The organism is uncultured Oxalicibacterium sp. (assembly GCF_913776015.1).
In the GTDB taxonomy this organism is placed as follows: domain Bacteria; phylum Pseudomonadota; class Gammaproteobacteria; order Burkholderiales; family Burkholderiaceae_D; genus Oxalicibacterium.
Genome location: NZ_CAJYMD010000040.1, coordinates 44,032 through 61,479 on the forward strand (window position 1 = coordinate 44,032; position 17,448 = coordinate 61,479).

15 protein-coding genes and 1 riboswitch are annotated in these 17,448 nt (G+C 55.4%); of the genes, 3 read left to right on the forward strand and 12 right to left on the reverse strand.

The window, feature by feature from the left end; translation table 11 throughout:
- Nucleotides 1–787: 787 nt before the first annotated feature.
- Nucleotides 788–2,425 carry a methyl-accepting chemotaxis protein gene (locus QZ725_RS06480; RefSeq protein WP_293777564.1) on the reverse strand — a complete coding sequence of 546 codons (1,638 nt, stop codon included), beginning with the start codon at nucleotides 2,423–2,425 and terminating at the stop codon, nucleotides 788–790.
- A 172-nt stretch (nucleotides 2,426–2,597) separates the two neighbouring features.
- On the opposite strand from QZ725_RS06480, the gene xseA reads away from it, so the two are divergent.
- Nucleotides 2,598–3,935, forward strand: a complete 1,338-nt coding sequence (xseA, locus tag QZ725_RS06485) for an exodeoxyribonuclease VII large subunit (RefSeq protein ID WP_293777566.1) — start codon at nucleotides 2,598–2,600, stop codon at nucleotides 3,933–3,935.
- Between the two features lie 474 nt (nucleotides 3,936–4,409).
- The gene (sodB, locus tag QZ725_RS06490; protein WP_293777569.1) at nucleotides 4,410–4,988 is read left to right on the forward strand and encodes a superoxide dismutase [Fe]; all 579 of its coding nucleotides are present in this window, start codon (nucleotides 4,410–4,412) and stop codon (nucleotides 4,986–4,988) included.
- A 103-nt stretch (nucleotides 4,989–5,091) separates the two neighbouring features.
- Here the strand turns inward: sodB and QZ725_RS06495 are convergent, their stop codons facing one another.
- A complete protein-coding gene (locus tag QZ725_RS06495) occupies nucleotides 5,092–6,180 on the reverse strand; it encodes an NADH:flavin oxidoreductase/NADH oxidase (RefSeq protein WP_293777571.1) in 1,089 nt (362 codons plus the stop codon).
- Between the two features lie 100 nt (nucleotides 6,181–6,280).
- On the opposite strand from QZ725_RS06495, the gene QZ725_RS06500 reads away from it, so the two are divergent.
- Nucleotides 6,281–6,586, forward strand: coding sequence for a helix-turn-helix domain-containing protein (locus QZ725_RS06500; protein ID WP_293777574.1), 306 nt, complete (start codon nucleotides 6,281–6,283; stop codon nucleotides 6,584–6,586).
- A 61-nt stretch (nucleotides 6,587–6,647) separates the two neighbouring features.
- Here QZ725_RS06500 and QZ725_RS06505 read toward each other — a convergent pair whose 3' ends face one another.
- From QZ725_RS06505 to QZ725_RS06550, 10 genes are all read right to left on the reverse strand, one after another.
- Nucleotides 6,648–7,427 (reverse strand): hypothetical protein, encoded by a 780-nt coding sequence (locus tag QZ725_RS06505; RefSeq protein ID WP_293777576.1) that lies wholly within the window; start codon nucleotides 7,425–7,427, stop codon nucleotides 6,648–6,650.
- A complete protein-coding gene (locus QZ725_RS06510) occupies nucleotides 7,424–8,218 on the reverse strand; it encodes an N-acyl homoserine lactonase family protein (protein ID WP_293777579.1) in 795 nt (264 codons plus the stop codon). Before QZ725_RS06510 ends, QZ725_RS06505 begins: the two co-directional genes overlap by 4 nt.
- A 17-nt stretch (nucleotides 8,219–8,235) precedes the next feature.
- Nucleotides 8,236–8,886 (reverse strand): isochorismatase family cysteine hydrolase, encoded by a 651-nt coding sequence (locus QZ725_RS06515; RefSeq protein ID WP_293777582.1) that lies wholly within the window; start codon nucleotides 8,884–8,886, stop codon nucleotides 8,236–8,238.
- Nucleotides 8,883–9,104 carry a hypothetical protein gene (locus tag QZ725_RS06520; RefSeq protein WP_293777585.1) on the reverse strand — a complete coding sequence of 74 codons (222 nt, stop codon included), beginning with the start codon at nucleotides 9,102–9,104 and terminating at the stop codon, nucleotides 8,883–8,885. Before QZ725_RS06520 ends, QZ725_RS06515 begins: the two co-directional genes overlap by 4 nt.
- 23 nt (nucleotides 9,105–9,127) lie before the next feature.
- Entirely contained in the window at nucleotides 9,128–10,159 is a 1,032-nt protein-coding gene (locus tag QZ725_RS06525) for a fatty acid desaturase (RefSeq protein ID WP_293777588.1), read from the reverse strand.
- Nucleotides 10,160–10,180: 21 nt separating this feature from the next.
- Nucleotides 10,181–11,215 carry an ABC transporter substrate-binding protein gene (locus tag QZ725_RS06530; RefSeq protein ID WP_293777591.1) on the reverse strand — a complete coding sequence of 345 codons (1,035 nt, stop codon included), beginning with the start codon at nucleotides 11,213–11,215 and terminating at the stop codon, nucleotides 10,181–10,183.
- A gap of 48 nt (nucleotides 11,216–11,263) precedes the next feature.
- Nucleotides 11,264–11,376, reverse strand: a riboswitch (guanidine-I (ykkC/yxkD leader).
- 205 nt (nucleotides 11,377–11,581) lie between these two features.
- Complete coding sequence (locus QZ725_RS06535; protein ID WP_293777593.1) at nucleotides 11,582–12,478, reverse strand: TorF family putative porin; 897 nt, start codon at nucleotides 12,476–12,478, stop codon at nucleotides 11,582–11,584.
- 57 nt (nucleotides 12,479–12,535) lie between these two features.
- Entirely contained in the window at nucleotides 12,536–16,156 is a 3,621-nt protein-coding gene (gene uca / locus QZ725_RS06540) for an urea carboxylase (protein WP_293777595.1), read from the reverse strand.
- A gap of 18 nt (nucleotides 16,157–16,174) precedes the next feature.
- Nucleotides 16,175–16,825: an urea amidolyase associated protein UAAP2 gene (locus QZ725_RS06545; RefSeq protein ID WP_293777598.1), complete on the reverse strand. Its 651-nt coding sequence runs from the start codon at nucleotides 16,823–16,825 to the stop codon at nucleotides 16,175–16,177.
- A 9-nt stretch (nucleotides 16,826–16,834) separates the two neighbouring features.
- On the reverse strand, nucleotides 16,835–17,448 hold a 614-nt coding region (locus QZ725_RS06550; RefSeq protein ID WP_293777601.1), incomplete at its 5' end, for an urea amidolyase associated protein UAAP1.

Sequence of the window (17,448 nt, forward strand, 5' to 3'; positions counted from 1 at the left end):
CGGTGAACGTTGAAAAGCGGCTTTATGAAACTCTCAAACCACCAGGATTTATTCGCGGCAAGATTAACGCAAGGCAACCAGTCGAGAGGGAGAATTTGAAGATTCAGTTGGATAAATCCGACAAAAATGTTAAAAATTGTAGAAACTAACAACAAAGATTTTCAGAGTGACATCGTTATTAATATTTAACAAATATCGGTAAATTTTATGGTTTGGGAAGAATGTTTCGCCGCAAAGAAATGGAGGATCTGAAACAAAAGATGCTCAGTTCCCACGTTCCAAGAAAAAGGTGTTAGCCCATGCTCGAATACGGTGATGCATCGCTCACATACAGGTCCGAATATGCGATCACATCACACTTTCCACTTAACTCACCGCCGAATCTATCAATGCACAATCTTCACTGAATGAAGGAGATTTGGTTCGCACTGAAGCACCTCGGGCACGCGAAAACATCTGATTCATTCCTGCATCTAATGTAAAAACGCTAGATTAGGGCCTAGCGAATATTGCTTTAAGGGAATATAGCGAAGGGATAGAGGGCGAAACTAAGCAAACCTAAGCAAACCTTTGTCATTACGACATGATTGCGAGAGCAGATGCAAAAGCATCGACATGGGAATGCCCAGGGAGAGCAAGAGTGAGAGAAGCTAATGGTTGGGATTGGTTACCGCATCGAAGAACCATCTGCGCCGCGACTGCTATGCATAGGAATCACGCATCACGGTAATAACGTGCCTTTCGGTCCACGTGTCGGATTCTTTTCGGTGTGCAGACTAAAGAGCCATCAAGAAGTCAGCAGCGCAGGCATCTGGTTGGATAATGTCCTCGCATCACGCTGAGTAGTCGGCGAAACATTAACGACGCCGTTTGCCGAATCACTGTCCAGCTTGAACGTCGCAACCAAGTGAACCAGATGGTTGGCCTGCCCCTGTAAAGCTTCTGCAGCCGCAGCAGCTTCTTCAACCAAGGCCGCATTCTGCTGCGTCACCTGATCCATTTGCATGACAGCCTGATTAATCTGCTCGATGCCATCGGTCTGCTCATGGCTGGCCATGCTGATTTCTCCCATGATGTCGGTCACGCGGCGTACGCCGTCCACCACTTCCTGCATGGTCGAGCCTGCCTCATCGACCAGGCGCGAACCGGCAGCAATACGTTCGACCGAATCACCAATCAAGGTCTTGATTTCCTTGGCGGCATTGGCAGAACGCTGCGCCAGGGTACGCACTTCGGCGGCCACCACCGCAAAGCCCTTACCTTGCTCACCCGCACGCGCCGCTTCGACTGCCGCGTTGAGCGCAAGAATGTTGGTTTGAAAGGCGATGCCATCAATCACACCGATGATGTCCACAATCTTGTTTGCCGATCCATTGATGGCGCCCATCGTATCGACTACTTCCGCGACGACCTTGCCGCCGCGCATGGCCACTTCTGATGCATTGACTGCCAGTTGATTGGCCTGCCGCGCATTGTCTGCATTCTGGCGAACTGTGGATGTCAGCTCTTCCATTGACGAAGCCGTTTCTTCAAGAGAGCTCGCTTGCTGTTCCGTGCGCGATGACAGATCCATGTTGCCGGTCGCAATTTCGTTTGAAGCCAGCGCAATGGCCTGCGTGCTGGTGCGCACATCGCCCACCAGATTGACCAGGCCTTCGTTCATGGATTTCAACGCCGCCAGCAGCTGCGCCGTTTCGTCCTTGCCCTTTACGTCGATATCGCTGGTGAGATCGCCACTCGCCACTTTTTCAGCGACGAAGACGGCTTTCGTCATCGGTCCGACGACCGACCTCGTCATGAAGAAGGCACACACCATACTGATCAGCAAGGTGCCCATTCCCAATCCGATCATCCAGTTTTGTGCCGATGCAATGAGCTGCTTCGACGTTTCACTGCTGTCGAGTACGAATTGATTCTGCAAGGCCTTCATGTCGACGATAATCTGCTGCACCGCATCCAACGCCGGCAAGGTCTCGGCTTGCATCAGTACGCGCGCCTGCTCTTTCTGCTGTTCGCGAATCAATTTGCCGACCTGGCCGAACGACGTCACGTATTTTCCGCGCGCCTCCTTGAAGTGCGCCAGCAGCGCCAGGCCTTTTTCGCTGACGATCAGCTTGTCCAGCGTTGCCACAGCATCGTCGATCGTTTTCTTGTTTTTGGCGATTGCCTCAAATAGCTGCGCCGTCTTGGCAGGATCGCTTTCGATGAAAAACTCCAGATTGCGGCGCGCATTTGCACGCATGGTGCTTTCGATCACGGCAACCGCTTCGGCCTTGACCCAGTCTTCATCAACCATGCGATGGTTGATATTGCCTACCTGGTCAAAGCGATAAAGCGCCACCGCAATCAGCACAACCATGAGCAAGGACACAAAACCAAAACCCAGCCCCAAGCGCGTGCCAATTTTCATATTCGACATATTCATTTTTTACTCCCTTCAACTTTCTTGCCAAATTCTTATTCAATGCGCTTGCTGATAAAGCATCGAGAATCCCGTACCATGCCCGCTTGCACATTCACGACACAAAGATGCATTTTGAATGCACATTCAAAGTGCGATTTAATCCAAATCAAATTTCACCTCGATTCCCCACGTGATGAACGCCCCCTCTCCAACAGTCATCAGCATCTCGGCCTTGAATCAATCCGTGGCGCGCATGCTGGAGCGCAGCTTTCCGCTCGCATGGATCTCGGGTGAAGTTTCCAACTTCACACGTGCTGCATCCGGTCACTGGTACTTCACGCTGAAAGACGATGCTGCCCAGGTGCGTGCCGTGATGTTTCGCGGACGCTCTCAATATGCAGATTTCATGCCACGCGAAGGCGATAAAGTCGAAGTACGCGCACTCGTAACGCTGTATGCGCCACGAGGCGACTATCAATTGAATGTCGAGGCGATTCGGCGGTCGGGCGTTGGTAATCTGTATGAGGCTTTCCTCCAACTGAAAGAAAAGCTGAATGCCGAAGGGCTGTTCGATCCTGCACGCAAACGCCAGTTGCCCGCATTCGTGCGGACCCTCGGCATCGTCACCAGCCCACAAGCCGCAGCCCTGCGTGATGTACTGACAACCTTGGCACGCCGTGCGCCGCATGTGAACGTGATTCTTTATCCAACGCCGGTACAGGGCGAAGGTGCTGCCATGAAGATTGCGCAAGCGATTGCGACTGCCTCTGCGCGTGCCGAATGCGACGTGCTGCTTGTCTGCCGGGGTGGCGGTAGCATCGAGGATTTGTGGGCGTTCAATCATGAAATCGTGGCGCGCACGATTGCGGGATCCGATTTGCCGGTCATCGCCGGCATCGGCCACGAAACGGATTTCACCATTGCCGACTTTGCCGCAGACATGCGTGCACCGACCCCAACGGCTGCGGCAGAGCTGGCGACCCTGCCGCGTGCCGACTGGCTCGCACGCCTCGAATCGCATGCCGATGATCTGCGCTTCGCCATGAAGCGCCACATCGGCGATACAGCGCAAACACTGGACTGGATGTCACGTCGCTTGATCAGCCCATCCGCCTACATTGGACAGGAACGCGCGCGACTGGGCGCCTTGCAGAATCAAATGCAGCATGCGACACGCATTCCGATCGATCGTGCACGTCTTTCACTGACACGCCTGACACATCGCTGGCAAAACCAGAAGCCAGACACGCGCGCCACTCGCCTCAACATCACGCGTGACGCGCGCAGCCTGCTAAGCGGCATGCAAGTCCAGATCAGGCAACGCCAGCAGCATCTGCGCGCCCTATCGGCGCAACTGGAAATGCTGAATCCGCAACGTACGCTGGAGCGTGGTTACGCAATCGTCAGTAATGAAAAGGGAGAAATTCTGCGCTCGCCTCAATCCCTGCAACCACGCAGTAATGTGATGGTGCGATTGGCGGAAGGGACGGCACAGGTGGGAATTGCAAGCGTACAGCAGCAGATTGAATAAAAAAATGAAATGGCAGGTGGCCTCATACAAGCAGCATCATGCGCATGCACGTTCCCGCATGTCTCCCCAATAGACACCGTTTTACCGATGCAGCAAACCACCGGCATGCACTGTTCCGCAATCCAATGAAGAGAACACGCTCAATCACGCTGGCGACCTAAATGCCCGCCATTGCAAGCGACGTGCGATAACCATCGATAACCAACAAGCCCACTGGCATTGTTTACATCATCAGCATGCGACTTGATGAAGCGCTACAGATTTTGCTGATCACAGACGCAGAAAATAATGAGAATTATTCTCATAAAATGAATTAACCATCTTCGTGAAAAGCCGCATCAATCCTCGCTCTCCGGGCCATGAGTCATTCTTGTGAAATTGACCTGCGTCGTGTGCAAGCAATCGATAACCGTTTTACAATGAGCGCCTTTGCAACACGATGTTTTACTATTTTTAATCTCACAAAGGACGACCATGGAACATACCCTGCCGGCACTGCCCTATGCGTTGGATGCACTTGCTCCACATATCTCGCAAGAGACGCTTGAATTCCACTATGGCAAGCATCATCAAACCTATGTGACGAATCTGAACAACCTGATCAAAGGTACCGAATTCGAAAACCTGTCCCTAGAAGAAATCATCAAGAAATCGTCCGGCGGCATTTTCAACAACTCCGCACAAGTCTGGAACCACACCTTCTTCTGGAACAGCCTGACGCCAAACGGCAAAGGTGCACCAGAAGGCGCGCTGGCTGATGCCATCAACGCAAAATGGGGTTCGTTCGACGCATTCAAGGAAGCCTTCACGAAATCGGCAGTTGGCAACTTCGGTTCGAGCTGGACCTGGCTGGTGAAAAAAGCCGACGGTTCGCTGGACATCGTCAACACCTCGAACGCTGCAACGCCACTGACCACCACCGACAAGGCACTGATCACCATCGATCTGTGGGAACACGCTTACTACATCGACTACCGCAACGCACGTCCGAAGTTCGTCGAGACTTTCTTCAAGCTCGCCAACTGGGACTTCGCTGCCAAGAACTTTGCCTGATCGATTTCGATCTCGCACAAAAAAGCCCCTGCTTCAGGGGCTTTTTTATTTCTCTCTCGTCTGGTTGCAAGACATGAGACTACGCATGTGAACAATAACTGCATCAGTACCGTTCAAGCCAATGCGCGTAGGGCGCCGGCAAGGTCCACGACGCACGATCAATCTTCAATTCTTTCGCCGCAAAATAAGCCCAGTGTGGATTGGCAAGATGCGCGCGACCGACCATGACAACGTCGAGTTGCTGATCACTGACCACGCGTTCGGCGATTTCCGGCGTTCCAAAACCCCATGCCGATGAAACCGGCACATTTGCCTCGCGACGCACGCGCTCCGCAATCGGTCCGAGAAACGCCGGTCCCCATGGAATAGACGTATCAGGAATCGTGAACCCGATGCTCACGCTGATCATGTCCATGCCCGAAGCCTTGAACTCCCGCACCAGGCCAATCGACTCAAGCAGAGTCTGCTCGTCGCGCCCATCGTATTCAATCACGCCAAACCGGACGGTCAACGGCAGATTCTCCGGCCAGACTTCCCGCACGGCGCGTAGCGTTTCCAGAAGAAAGCGCGCACGGTTCTCGACGCTGCCGCCATAGATATCATCACGTTGATTGGCGTGCGCCGAAAAGAAACTCTGCGCCAGATAGCCATGCGCAAAATGCAATTCCAGCCATTCGAAACCGACATCGCGTGCGCGTTTTGCCGCATCCACGAAGTTCTGACGTACACGGGCGATGTCTTCTTGCGTCATTGCACGTGGCTGCCGTGGCAAACCTTTACCGAAGGCGATTGCCGATGGCGCAATCGTTTCCCAACCGCGCGGATCGTTTTCGGCAAGGTGATCGTCGCCTTCCCATGGCCGATTCGCGCTCGCCTTTCTGCCCGCATGGGCAATCTGGATACCAGGCACTGCACCTGCTTCCTTGATGGCATGCACGATCGGTGCGAATGCCTGCGCCAGATCGTCATTCCAGATCCCGGTACAACCGGGCGTAATACGACCCTCTGCCGACACTGCCGTCGCTTCGACGATCACAAGCCCGGCACCACCACGTGCCATGCTGGCGTAATGCGAGAGATGCCAATCATTGACGCGTCCATCGACGGCAAGATACTGGCACATGGGTGGAATGGCGATGCGGTTGCGCAGCGTGACATCTTTAAGCGTAAAGGGTTGAAACAAAGCAGACATGGAATGGCCTTTGCAAAATGAATGAAAGTTCTCATTATTCGTTATTTCGAATATATACGAACAATGGAATGAGTATAGTCCAAAGTGTATGATGTTGCTCATGCGCCCCTTCAAACACCCTGCTGCCAGCGAACTTTCCCTCGAACGCGTGCTATATGCGTTGAGCGACTCCATTCGTCTGGACATTGTTCGCCATCTCGCTCGCGTCGAATGCGCTTCCTGTGGCGAACTTGATGGCGGCAGGCCGAAGTCCACGGTGTCGCATCATTTCAAGGTGCTACGCGAAGCAGGACTGGTGCATACGGAAAACACCGGCACCACGCACATGAATACCCTGCGCCGTACCGAGATCGAAAGCCGATTTCCGGGATTGCTGGATGCCATTCTGTCGCAGAAAAATACCTGAGCTTCAAGTGACAAGCACGAGAGCCTGCCTGATCTTGGCAAGCTTTTTATTTTTGCAGCAGTCAAATTGCGTCTGGCGCGAACCACTCCTCGATCTGCCAGACCGATGATGCACCATCCCAATCCAGCACCGCCCGCTCGCCATCACGGCGCAGATTGACGGCAATCTGTTTTCCTTCCAGCCACGGCAAGGTGGCATGTTGCACGGTCCAGCCTGTATCGGTACGAAGACCAAACGCAATCTCGAAATCCAGCAAGGCACGCAACTGTTCGTCATCGAAGCTGGACAAATCCGTATCCAATGGCAGATCGGAAGGAAATGCCTTACGGCGGGCGCGTGCGTGCATGACGTAAGGCCCGGCAACCAACAGTAGTCGTAGCGCACTTCCTTCCTCGCGTCGCAGAACCAACGCGCCTTGCTCAGATGTGGCTTGATGCACCCAATGTTCCAGGTAATCGGCACAGACACCCTGTTCGATCAACAGGCCTGCGGAGAAACGCATGGCCCCCACGTCGGGTAGCGACGCCGGTGGCTGATAATCGATCAGGCGATGCCAGCGACAAATGTCGTCCTGTCCATTTGCATCGATCTGTGTGATGCCGGCAAAACCCTGCTGGCATGCGAGCGATTCAAGCTGGGCACGATCACATTCGGCCAGGGACGACACGCCCGAGAAATCACCGCGCCTTGCAGGAATGCGAATATCGGCATGCCAGCGTGCAGTCTGTAACCAGAAGACGACAGTCGAGACATCTTCCATCGCAGCCGTCTTCAGCAAGGTACGTCGCCAGACACCACGATAACGCGCGGGAACCGGCGGCAACGAGAGAAGCGCCGTCATTCGTGCCACGCAGGAAAAACTTGCAGCGTTCGGTAAAACGCAAAATCATGATTGGGCGAGATGACGGCGTTGTCCTGCCTGGCCAGTTGCTTGAGTTTGCGAATACTATCGACGGCAAGATCGTGACGATCGCACCAGCAGGCACCGGGCGCGATCTCATCCTCGATGTTCTCACGCAAATCGGCCGCATCGCCGGCGAGCAAAACCGGCGGACCTTTCGGTAGCTCGATCCACATTGACATATGGCCTGCCGTATGGCCGGGTGTCGCAATTGCCTGCACACCATCGGTCAATGCATACTCGCCGTCGGTCACATGCAGCGTGCCATGCGCAGTGAAATCGTCGGCAAATACCGCCACGTCGTTTCCCGCACGTGCCGCATCGAGCTCGTCTTTCTGCACATGGATCTCGGCACCGCAGCCGCAGGCCTTGAGTTCGCCCAGACCACCGACATGATCGAAATGCAGATGCCCGACGAAGATCACATCCACATCAGCGGCAGTCAGGCCAAGCCGTGCCAGATGCGAAGGAATGCGCTGTTCCTCAGTCATTTCAGGCGCACCGAAAACAAAGGTCGCCGGATCGTAATAGCGTGCACGCAGTTGCGGATCGTGAATCTTGCTGTAATCGCAGCCGACGTCGTACAGAATGCGACCATTCGCGGTTTCGATCAGATAGGCAAGAATCGGCGCATCAATCATTTGCCCCGCTCCGCGACCATGCGTGGAAATCGACTTGTCGTAGCGATGCGTAGCCGTCAGCAAAGGCCATAATTTTCTGACACTGGTCATGGCAGTAAGACTTCGGCCTATGTGCGAATGCCGCGTACGATCTCCGCCGTCGATGCCACACGGCCGAAGATACCGCCTTCCACCGCGATCATGGCCAGTGCAGCTTCCTGCAAGGCAGGATTGCTGGCAGCACAACCATCACGCACAGTTACACAGGCAAAACCGCGATCGATGGCTTCTCGCAACGTCGAGTGAACACATACTTCCGTCGTCACGCCGCAGATGATCAGGGTTTCGATACGCTGCGCCAGAATCGATTCGAGAGATGTGCGATGAAAGGCACCGTAGCCGGGCTTGTCGATCACATCTTCATGTTCAAGCGGCTTTAATGCATCAATGATGTCGTGCCCGTATTCGCCACGCACCAATAGCCGGCCAAGCGGACCACGACTACCGATTTCGGCACCCGCCTGTCGACTGCGCAACAGCTTCTTCGGCGGGCAATCCGAGAGATCCGGCAGATGCCCCTCACGCGTATGGACCACACGCATGCCGGACGAACGTGCTGCCTGCAACAGGATGGCAATCCTGTCGATGACCGATGACAGGTTGCCGACATCGAGACCGGCTTGTGCCGCATAACCTCCGGCATCACAGAAATCACGCTGCATGTCGATGACGAGCAATGCCGTGGTTTCCGGATCAAAAATCAAAGGCGTTGTATTCATGTGGTTTGTCCCATCTGCTCCATGTCTTCTCCATTATTCGCTTCCACGAGGGTGGCTGCGGTGACCAATACACCACCGCCCGAAGCCTTCAGGCCCATCACTTCACCACCGGTCAAAACGGCAGAGACCATGGCTACCAGCAACACAAGCACCTGCAAAAGGTCGGGCAGCAGCCGCGAAGTACTGAAGCGCGTATCTGACGTTGCTATCGCAAGCATTCCTATCTGCTTGGCCTGCGGCCTCAAACCGCCGTCAGAAAGGACACACCCACTGCTCCGAGAAAACCATCTGCACGTCCCTGCTGCCCCGGTGAAAGGACCTCGCCATAATCCTGCGCCATGACGCGTCTGACACGATGGCGGTGAAAGCTCAGCAGCAACTCACGCACTGGAATGACTTGCGGACAACGATCGCCGAGCTGCTTGCGATGAAAAGCCGGTAGCTGGTGCCACGGCATGGCCGGCCGCTCGTGATGTGCATTGTGGAAGCCAAAATTCAGCCACAGCATGTTGAGGATGCGGCTCTCGATCCCGACGACATTGCTATAGGTATTGCATTGTTCGTAGGCACGGTCACGTATCTTGTCGCTAGGAATCGGTGTGTCATCGGCAATCGGATACGCATCGTAGGTGTGCTGAAAGCAATCTGCAAAGCGCAAGATCGTGATGAACACCAGATACGCTACACAGTAAAGCAACCAGCCGAACGGGGCATACCAGGCAAAAACAGCGAATGCCGTGACACGGACGGTGACAATAGCGATCATGCGCCAGCGTTTTGCTGCTGGCGCACCGCGACGAAATGGCAAGACCATTACGACCACATGCATCAACAATTCGACAGCCGGAATGTAGAGCCATTCCAGGGCAAGCACGAGCTTCAGCAACACGGGATGCGCACGTAGAAAGCCCTGTACATCGAAAGTGATCACGTCCGCGCGTTCGACGTGGTGACGCATGTGCTTGCGGCGCAAGTCCTCAAAACGCGCATAACAACTGCCGTTGATCCATGACATCAGCGTACCCCAGCGGGTATTGGCCTTGGCCGATTTGAAGATGGCGTGATGTGCAAACTCGTGAATGAAGTAGGCGGACCACGTCAACGTCAGTACGACCAAAGGGAAGCCGATAACATACGCAAACCACGATGGCACCATCAAGAGCGCGACACCGATTGGATAACCGAGCAGCACGACACCCAATGCAAGTACATTGGGCATCACACCGTCCTTGTAACGAAAATAGCCGGCAATCATGATCACATCGGTCGGCATCCAACACCGACCGTCCTTTCCTTATTTACCTGCCTGAATGGCTTTGATGAACTGCGGTGCGATGGTGTCGGTCGTGGATGGAATCTGACTGATCTGTCCCTTGTTCTTCAGAATGGTCGCGATGATCTCGCCACTCGTGTAATACGACGTCGTCTTGGTACCTGGCTCGAATGCCTGCATCATTTCCGCAAGCGGGATGTTGTAGACGCCAGCCAGTTGTTCTTTGACTTCTGCTGCTGAAATACCCATGAACTTGCCAATGATCTTGGCCGATTCATCGGGATGCGACTTCATGTAAGCCAAGCCATCGAGATAGGCACGAATCACACCTTCGATTTGCTTGGGGTTCGACGCGATGTATTTGTCATTGAAGACCAGCACATCGGCGATCAATCCCGGTGCTTGCCTGGACGAATAAAGAACGTGGAATTTCTTGCCGCCACCTTGACCGAGGATTTGCGACACACTGGGTTCATAAGTCACACCCGCCAGCAGACCAGATGCCATCGCAGCCGGCACGGCTTCCGGTGTCACGCTAACTGCTTGAATATCGTTTGCTGTCAGTCCATTCGATTTCAATGCATACGACAGCAGAAATTCACATGGCGATAAAGGGTTGAAACCTACTTTCTTGCCTTTCAGATCCGCCACGCGCGTGATGCTGTTGGCAGCCATGATGGCATCGCCCCCATTCGAATAATCGATCGGCATCACCACCTTTTGCGAGATTCCCTTGGCGACCTGCCCGATGACCTGATCGTAGGTTTCCATTGCCCCCTGAATCGAGCCGCCTGCCAAGGCAGGTGGAATCAAGGCCGGATCGGCGAATACATTGAGCTTCACGCTCAGATCGTATTTTTTGAAAAAGTCTTTACTCTCTGCAACATAGAACGGGCCATAACCAATCCAGACAACGGTGCCGATATTGAGCTTGGTTGCTGCCTGCGACATCCCATGCGAAAGCAGCAATGCCACTGCAAGCACGCAAAGCCGCAGCAGTGGCATGGCACGTGAGCGGACAAGGAAGGAAGACGGCGTGAAATACGGGAATGACATGGCGTGGCTCCTGGTCGATGAAATGCGCAGGGAGAACGTTTGCGATCGTTCTCCCGGGCTTTTATCCCTCCGTGGAGCCCCGCATCAGCGAGGCCGGAACACTCTCGGACCAGACATTCGCTGCACTTATGCAACGAATCGGAACCCTAGTCTTCCTGATAATGAGATGGTTGCCACGAACATCGCAACCGTTCTCCTGCATGCGTTTAACTAGCAATTACGATGCCAATGCAGATCGCTATTTTTTCTGAGAATTTTCACGTGTTTGAGGCAATGGAATGCCAGCCGGCATCTTCCGGCACTACTTTCGTGAATGTCATGCACTAGCGTGCGACGTGCGCCCATTGAAGGCGCACGTCGCCATCATCAGAAGCCGTAACTCAAACCGGCAACGATGCGGTTGCTCTGGCTGATACCGAAACGGTTTTCACCACCGATGATGCCGGTCAGGCTCCACGTAATACCGGTATTGGCAATCGGCTGCGAGAGGCCGACGATCAAATGCCGGAAGCCACCGCTGGTCGGTGCATTGCCTGCCACGCAACCTGAAACGGCAAAGCTTTCGCCGGCAGCACATGCTGTTCCCAGATACGTATCGTAGGTCCCCAGATACTTGCCTTCCTTGTTGTAGGTGTAGTAACCGAGCGATGCCGTGAACATCAGCGAATTGACCAAAGGCTTGCTGTAATTAAGCGTCCAGTAGGTGTCCCCTTTGTTACCCCATACCGTATCGTTGAGCAAGGTCTGTGCACTCAGTTCGAAATCCGAATAGCTGACAGCCAGCTTGCTTTCCACGCCATTGGCGTTCTTGCCGTTGTAGTAGGCATAACCGATCAGGCCGGCGTTGTAACCGAAATCACCAACCTTGCCCTTGTATCCGGCATAGAAATCGTTTTCGATGGATTTATCCTGCTGAAAATCCAGCGTGCCGCTGCGATCCGAATAGGAACGCCCAAGCTGCTTGTACGAATAATTGATCGTCGAAGCCCAGTAACCCGCGTAAAACCCGGATGGATGGGTGTAATCGAGCCCCCATTGCAAGGCCGCACGATTGGACTCTGGCGCATCGGCACCTTCATTACCCAAACCCGGCTTGCTCGGACCATAGGTGGTGGTGATACCGCGCAACACATACTTGCTTACGACATCTACGTGACCTGTCCAACTGGGAGCGTCGCTCCCTTCCTGCGCATGAGCACCGGCCCCTGCTGCAAACATCCCCACACTTGCGAGCGCCAGAACGATGGAACGATAGCGTGACATAACAAACTCCCTTTAGAAAAAGAACACAACCACGAATGAATGCAGGACCGCCCTGCCTTACTGCACACTTTCCTGAAGCACCGCCAGATGCTGCCCACCCGCAACGGGCGTCCCTTCGCCAACCAGCCATTCGGTCAATACGCCGCCCTCGTGCGCAACCAGCGGAATTTCCATCTTCATGGATTCGAGAATGGCGATCGTTTCACCCTCGGCGACGGTTTCGCCGACCTGCTTGACGATCTTCCAGACACTGCCGGGCACTACGGCAGACAGATACCGACTGCCCGGCGGCAGATCGACAGGTGCTGCGTTGCTACTGGCCGCTTCTTCACCGACGAACTCGGCCTGACCACTGACACGCCAGCGTTCACGCTCCGCCTCGAATGCAGCTTGCTGCTTTTGCTTGAAGGTAGAGATCGACGACTGTTCGTCGGACAGGAAACGGTTGTAATCGGCCAGCGAAAACGTGGTCTCTTCGATGCGAACATCGAAACGCCCCAGCGGAAAATCGCGACGATGTTCGAGCAGTGTTTCTTCATCCACTTCATAGAAACGAATCTGATCGAAGAAGCGCAGCAACCAGGGCTTGCCATCACGGAAGCTGGCAGTCTGCCGATAGCGATTCCACATCTGGATCGTGCGTCCGACGAACTGATAGCCGCCCGGACCTTCCATACCGTAGACGCAGAGATAGGCTCCGCCGATACCAACCGCGTTTTCTGGTGTCCACGTACGTGCCGGGTTGTACTTCGTGGTGACGAGGCGATGCCGCGGATCGACAGGTGTGGCAACCGGCGCACCGAGATAGACATCGCCCAGGCCCAGCACCATGTAGCTGGCATTGAACAGCACGTTGTAGACATCGTCGATGCTGTCGAGACCGTTGATGCGACGAATGAACTCGATATTGCTTGGGCACCATGGCGCATCCGGACGCACCGTGGTCTGGTACTTCTGAATCGCCAGGCGCGTCTGGGCATCGTTCCATGCCAGCGGCAGATGCACGATGCGCGACGGCACCACCATCTGATCGACGGCAGGCAATGCCTTTGCCAATGCATCGACTTGCGCAATCAATGCCGCGCCCGAAATCTGGCGGTGATCGAAGTGCACCTGCAGCGAACGAATACCCGGCGTGAGATCAACCAGACCGTGCAGGCTGGCCGATTCGATCGCCGTCATCAGGGCATGCACACGAAAACGCAGGTTGATATCGAGTACGAGTTCACCGAACTCGACAAGCAGGTAATCGTCGCCTGCACGTCGATAGACGATGCGCGTACCGTCATCGAGGCAGGTTTCATCGATCACCGCCGGCGCATGGTGCCCCGCTTCGCTTTCGGTCGGCACGAATATTGGTGGCGCCAATTCACCCGATGCAACTGCAAAAACCTGTTCCATGCGCGCGCGCATCGTTGCCGCCTCATCAGGCAGTACGCGTACGAACCGCACGGTATCGCCCGGCTTTAATTGCCCCATCTTCCACAAATCGGCGGAGACGATGACGGCTGGACAAACGAAGCCGCCCAGGCTCGGGCCATCCGGACCGAGAATGACCGGCATATCGCCCGTAAAATCGATGGAGCCGATGGCATAGGCGTTGTCGTGGATGTTCGACGGATGCAGGCCCGCTTCGCCGCCATCGGTACGCGCCCAGCGTGGCTTGGGACCGATCAGGCGCACGCCGGTACGACTGGAATTGAAATGCACCTGCCAGTCTGTACTGAAGAACATCTGAATGTCTTCATCGGTAAAGAAGTCGGGCGCGCCGTGCGGGCCATAATGCACGGCGATTTTCCATTCATGACCGTACTGCGGGATCGAGGATGGTTCCGGCGTGTTGATCCTGGCTTGGGTAGGCTTGAGCTTCAATACATCGCCGGCACGCACGGCACGACCACCATGCCCGCCGAAATTACCGAGCGTGAAGGTAGCGCGACTGTCCAGATAGGCTGGCGCGTCCAGCCCACCCGCAAACGCCAGATAAGCACGTACGCCGGCACCCGTGACGCTACCGCAACGCAACGTTTCGCCGGCCTTGATCTCATGCGCCTGCCAGTTTGGCAGCGTGCGCTTGCCATGTGGCCCGTTGACCGTGGCACCCATATCGGCGCCTGCCAGGGCGATCGTGCAATCGCAATTGAAGGACAGCGTCGCGCCCTGCAACGTCAGTTCAAGTGCTGCAGCGTCTTCAGCGTTACCGAGGAGATGATTGGCAAAACGATGTGCATACGAATCCATCGGTCCCGAGGGCGGAATACCGACCGCCCACAATCCCAAACGTCCCGGGTAATCCTGCACCGTCGTTTGGATACCGCCGTCGATCACATCAACGGTCAGCGGCTGATAGACCATCTCGGCCAGCATTTGCGTGATCTGCTGGCCGGCAACGAACGGCGCGTGTGCCAGGATCGTATCGAGATAAGCCAGATTGGTCTGAATGCCATCGATCCGCGTGGTCTGCAATGCAGTACGTAAGGCCGTAATCGATTCTTCCCGACTCTGGCTGGCCACGATCAACTTGACCAGCAAAGGATCGTAATACGGGCTGACCGTGACGCCGCGTTCGACCCAGGTATCGACGCGCAGGCCTTCGGCGAATTCCACTGCCGTCAGTACACCGGATGAAGGTTGAAAATTCTTACCCGGATCTTCGGCGTACACGCGCAGTTGCATCGCATGCCCATGCGACTGAAGTGCATCCTGCGCAGGCAGCGTAAAGCCCTCCGTCGCTGCGCGAATCATCCACTCGACAAGATCGACGCCGAATACTTCTTCGGTCACGCCATGTTCGACCTGCAGACGTGTATTCACTTCGAGGAAATAGAACGCCCCGGTGTCGGCATCCAGCACGTATTCGACCGTACCGGCCGAGAGATAAGACAGGGACGATGCAAGACGCACAGCCGTCTCTGCCAGTGCCTGTCGCGTCGCGTCCGACAAGCCGGGGGCTGGCGTTTCCTCAATGACCTTCTGGTTACGACGTTGCACCGAGCAATCGCGCTCGCCGAGCGAGACGACATTGCCGCGCCCATCGCCGAAGATTTGTACTTCAACGTGACGCGCACGCTGCACGAACTTCTCGAGATAGATGCCGCCGTTCTTGAAGTTGTTTTCCGACAGATGGCGCACCGATGCAAACGCCGCTTGCAACTCGTCATCGTTGTGGCAAAGGCGCATGCCGATACCGCCACCGCCTGCCGTACTCTTAAGCATGACCGGATAACCGATGCGCGCGGCTTCGCGTACGGCTTCCGCTTCATCTGCCAGCAATCCCGTGCCCGGCAACAAGGGCACGTCCGCTTTCAAGGCCAACTCGCGTGCCGTGTGCTTGAGGCCGAAGGCACGCATCTGTTCGGGCGTCGGACCAATGAAAACGATGCCGGCTTGCGCACAGCTTTCCGCAAAGGCAGCGTTCTCGCTCATGAAACCGTAGCCCGGATGAATGGCCTGCACACCCAATTCGCGCGCGACTTCCAGAATGCGCTCAGCGCAGAGATAGCTCTCGCTGGCCGGGGCAGGCCCGACACATACCGCTTCATCGGCCAGTCGCACATGCAGGGATTCGATATCCGCTTCCGAATAAATCGCCACCGTGCGAATGCCCATCGCTCGCGCCGTGCGGATGACACGACAAGCGATCTCACCACGATTGGCGATCAGGATCTTGTTGAACATAGGTCTCCAGATTTCTCGTTATTGCACGCTGTCCCAGATCAGGAACTGGACAGGTGTCGGGTTGTAGGCATTGCAGGGATTGTTCAGCTGCGGGCAATTGGAAACGAGGACGAGGACATCCATCTCGGCCCGCATCTCGACATACTTGCCGGGACCGGACACCCCATCCTCGAACGTGAGTCCGCCTTCGGGCGTGACCGGCACATTCATGAAGAAATTGATGTTGGGAACCAGATCGCGCTTGCCCATGCCGTTGTCGGCACGCGCCAGCGTCAGCAGATAGTTGTCGCGACAGCTGTGCATGAACTTCTTTTGCGTCGCATAGCGCACGGTATTGCTTTCGGAAGCACAGGCACCGCCCAGCGTGTCGTGACGGCCACACGTATCGGCAACGATGGTGAGCATGGGATTGCCACGGTTCGATACCAATACAGAACCGGTGCTCAAGTAGATACCGCCCTGCCGTTGCAGCGTGTCGGTCACGCTGTAGCTTTCTTCGGTATCGTTGGCGTTATAGAAAATCGTGTCGACGGCCTGATTGCCTTCGAGATCGACGATGCGCAGCGTTTGTCCGCGCTTGAGCGTGTACAGCCAGCCTTCGCCGGCCGGATGCAGATAATCGAGAATGGCGTTGGACGCATCCAGCGTGCTTGTTTTCAGCGTTTGCATGACTGTCTCCTAGCGATAAACGAGTTCGGTGTTGTAGTAGCCGCGGCGGTTTTCCGGGCAGGACAAGCGACAACTATCCGTCGGACCAGCGGTACCGCTTTCCCAGGCGACGAGGCCGACTTTCTTGGGTGTGTACGTAGCCGATGGGTCGAGCGGATGCGGCGCCGTGGAGATCAGGAGCAAGGTGTCCATCTCGAAACGCAACTCGACGAAGTCGCCCTTCTTGCTGTGATCGCTGACGAACTGAAAGCGCCCCCTTTCATCCACCATCACCTTGGAAAACAGGTTGAGATTCGGCACCAGATCGCGCAGTCCCAGTCCCCATTTCCCCATTTCGATGAGCAAGCTGTCCTTGCCGTTGCGCGCCATAGCATTGCGATGTTCCTGATAGCGACGTTCGCCATATTTTTTCTGCACGAGCGCCGCATCCGACACACCGCACAACGGGTCATGCCAGCCGACCGTGTCGCGCGAGATCGACGCGAGGATGCGGCCCATATCGGAATACAGCACGTTGCCAGCCGTCAGATGCGCGGTGTGCTGGGCCTTGAGCGAATCAGGCAGGTTCAAACGTTCCGTCCGTTCGTCGGCGCGATACATCAGGACAGACGCGTTGGCACCAC

Excerpts from the sequence above, each read along its gene's own strand:
- QZ725_RS06480 (WP_293777564.1), bottom strand. The coding sequence starts at position 2,425 with ATGAATATGTCGAATATGAAAATTGGCACGCGCTTGGGGCTGGGTTTT.
- xseA (WP_293777566.1), top strand. The coding sequence starts at position 2,598 with ATGAACGCCCCCTCTCCAACAGTCATCAGCATCTCGGCCTTGAATCAA.
- sodB (WP_293777569.1), top strand. The coding sequence starts at position 4,410 with ATGGAACATACCCTGCCGGCACTGCCCTATGCGTTGGATGCACTTGCT.
- QZ725_RS06495 (WP_293777571.1), bottom strand. The coding sequence starts at position 6,180 with ATGTCTGCTTTGTTTCAACCCTTTACGCTTAAAGATGTCACGCTGCGC.
- QZ725_RS06500 (WP_293777574.1), top strand. The coding sequence starts at position 6,281 with ATGCGCCCCTTCAAACACCCTGCTGCCAGCGAACTTTCCCTCGAACGC.
- QZ725_RS06505 (WP_293777576.1), bottom strand. The coding sequence starts at position 7,427 with ATGACGGCGCTTCTCTCGTTGCCGCCGGTTCCCGCGCGTTATCGTGGT.
- QZ725_RS06510 (WP_293777579.1), bottom strand. The coding sequence starts at position 8,218 with ATGACCAGTGTCAGAAAATTATGGCCTTTGCTGACGGCTACGCATCGC.
- QZ725_RS06515 (WP_293777582.1), bottom strand. The coding sequence starts at position 8,886 with ATGAATACAACGCCTTTGATTTTTGATCCGGAAACCACGGCATTGCTC.
- QZ725_RS06520 (WP_293777585.1), bottom strand. The coding sequence starts at position 9,104 with ATGCTTGCGATAGCAACGTCAGATACGCGCTTCAGTACTTCGCGGCTG.
- QZ725_RS06525 (WP_293777588.1), bottom strand. The coding sequence starts at position 10,159 with ATGCCGACCGATGTGATCATGATTGCCGGCTATTTTCGTTACAAGGAC.
- QZ725_RS06530 (WP_293777591.1), bottom strand. The coding sequence starts at position 11,215 with ATGTCATTCCCGTATTTCACGCCGTCTTCCTTCCTTGTCCGCTCACGT.
- QZ725_RS06535 (WP_293777593.1), bottom strand. The coding sequence starts at position 12,478 with ATGTCACGCTATCGTTCCATCGTTCTGGCGCTCGCAAGTGTGGGGATG.
- uca (WP_293777595.1), bottom strand. The coding sequence starts at position 16,156 with ATGTTCAACAAGATCCTGATCGCCAATCGTGGTGAGATCGCTTGTCGT.
- QZ725_RS06545 (WP_293777598.1), bottom strand. The coding sequence starts at position 16,825 with ATGCAAACGCTGAAAACAAGCACGCTGGATGCGTCCAACGCCATTCTC.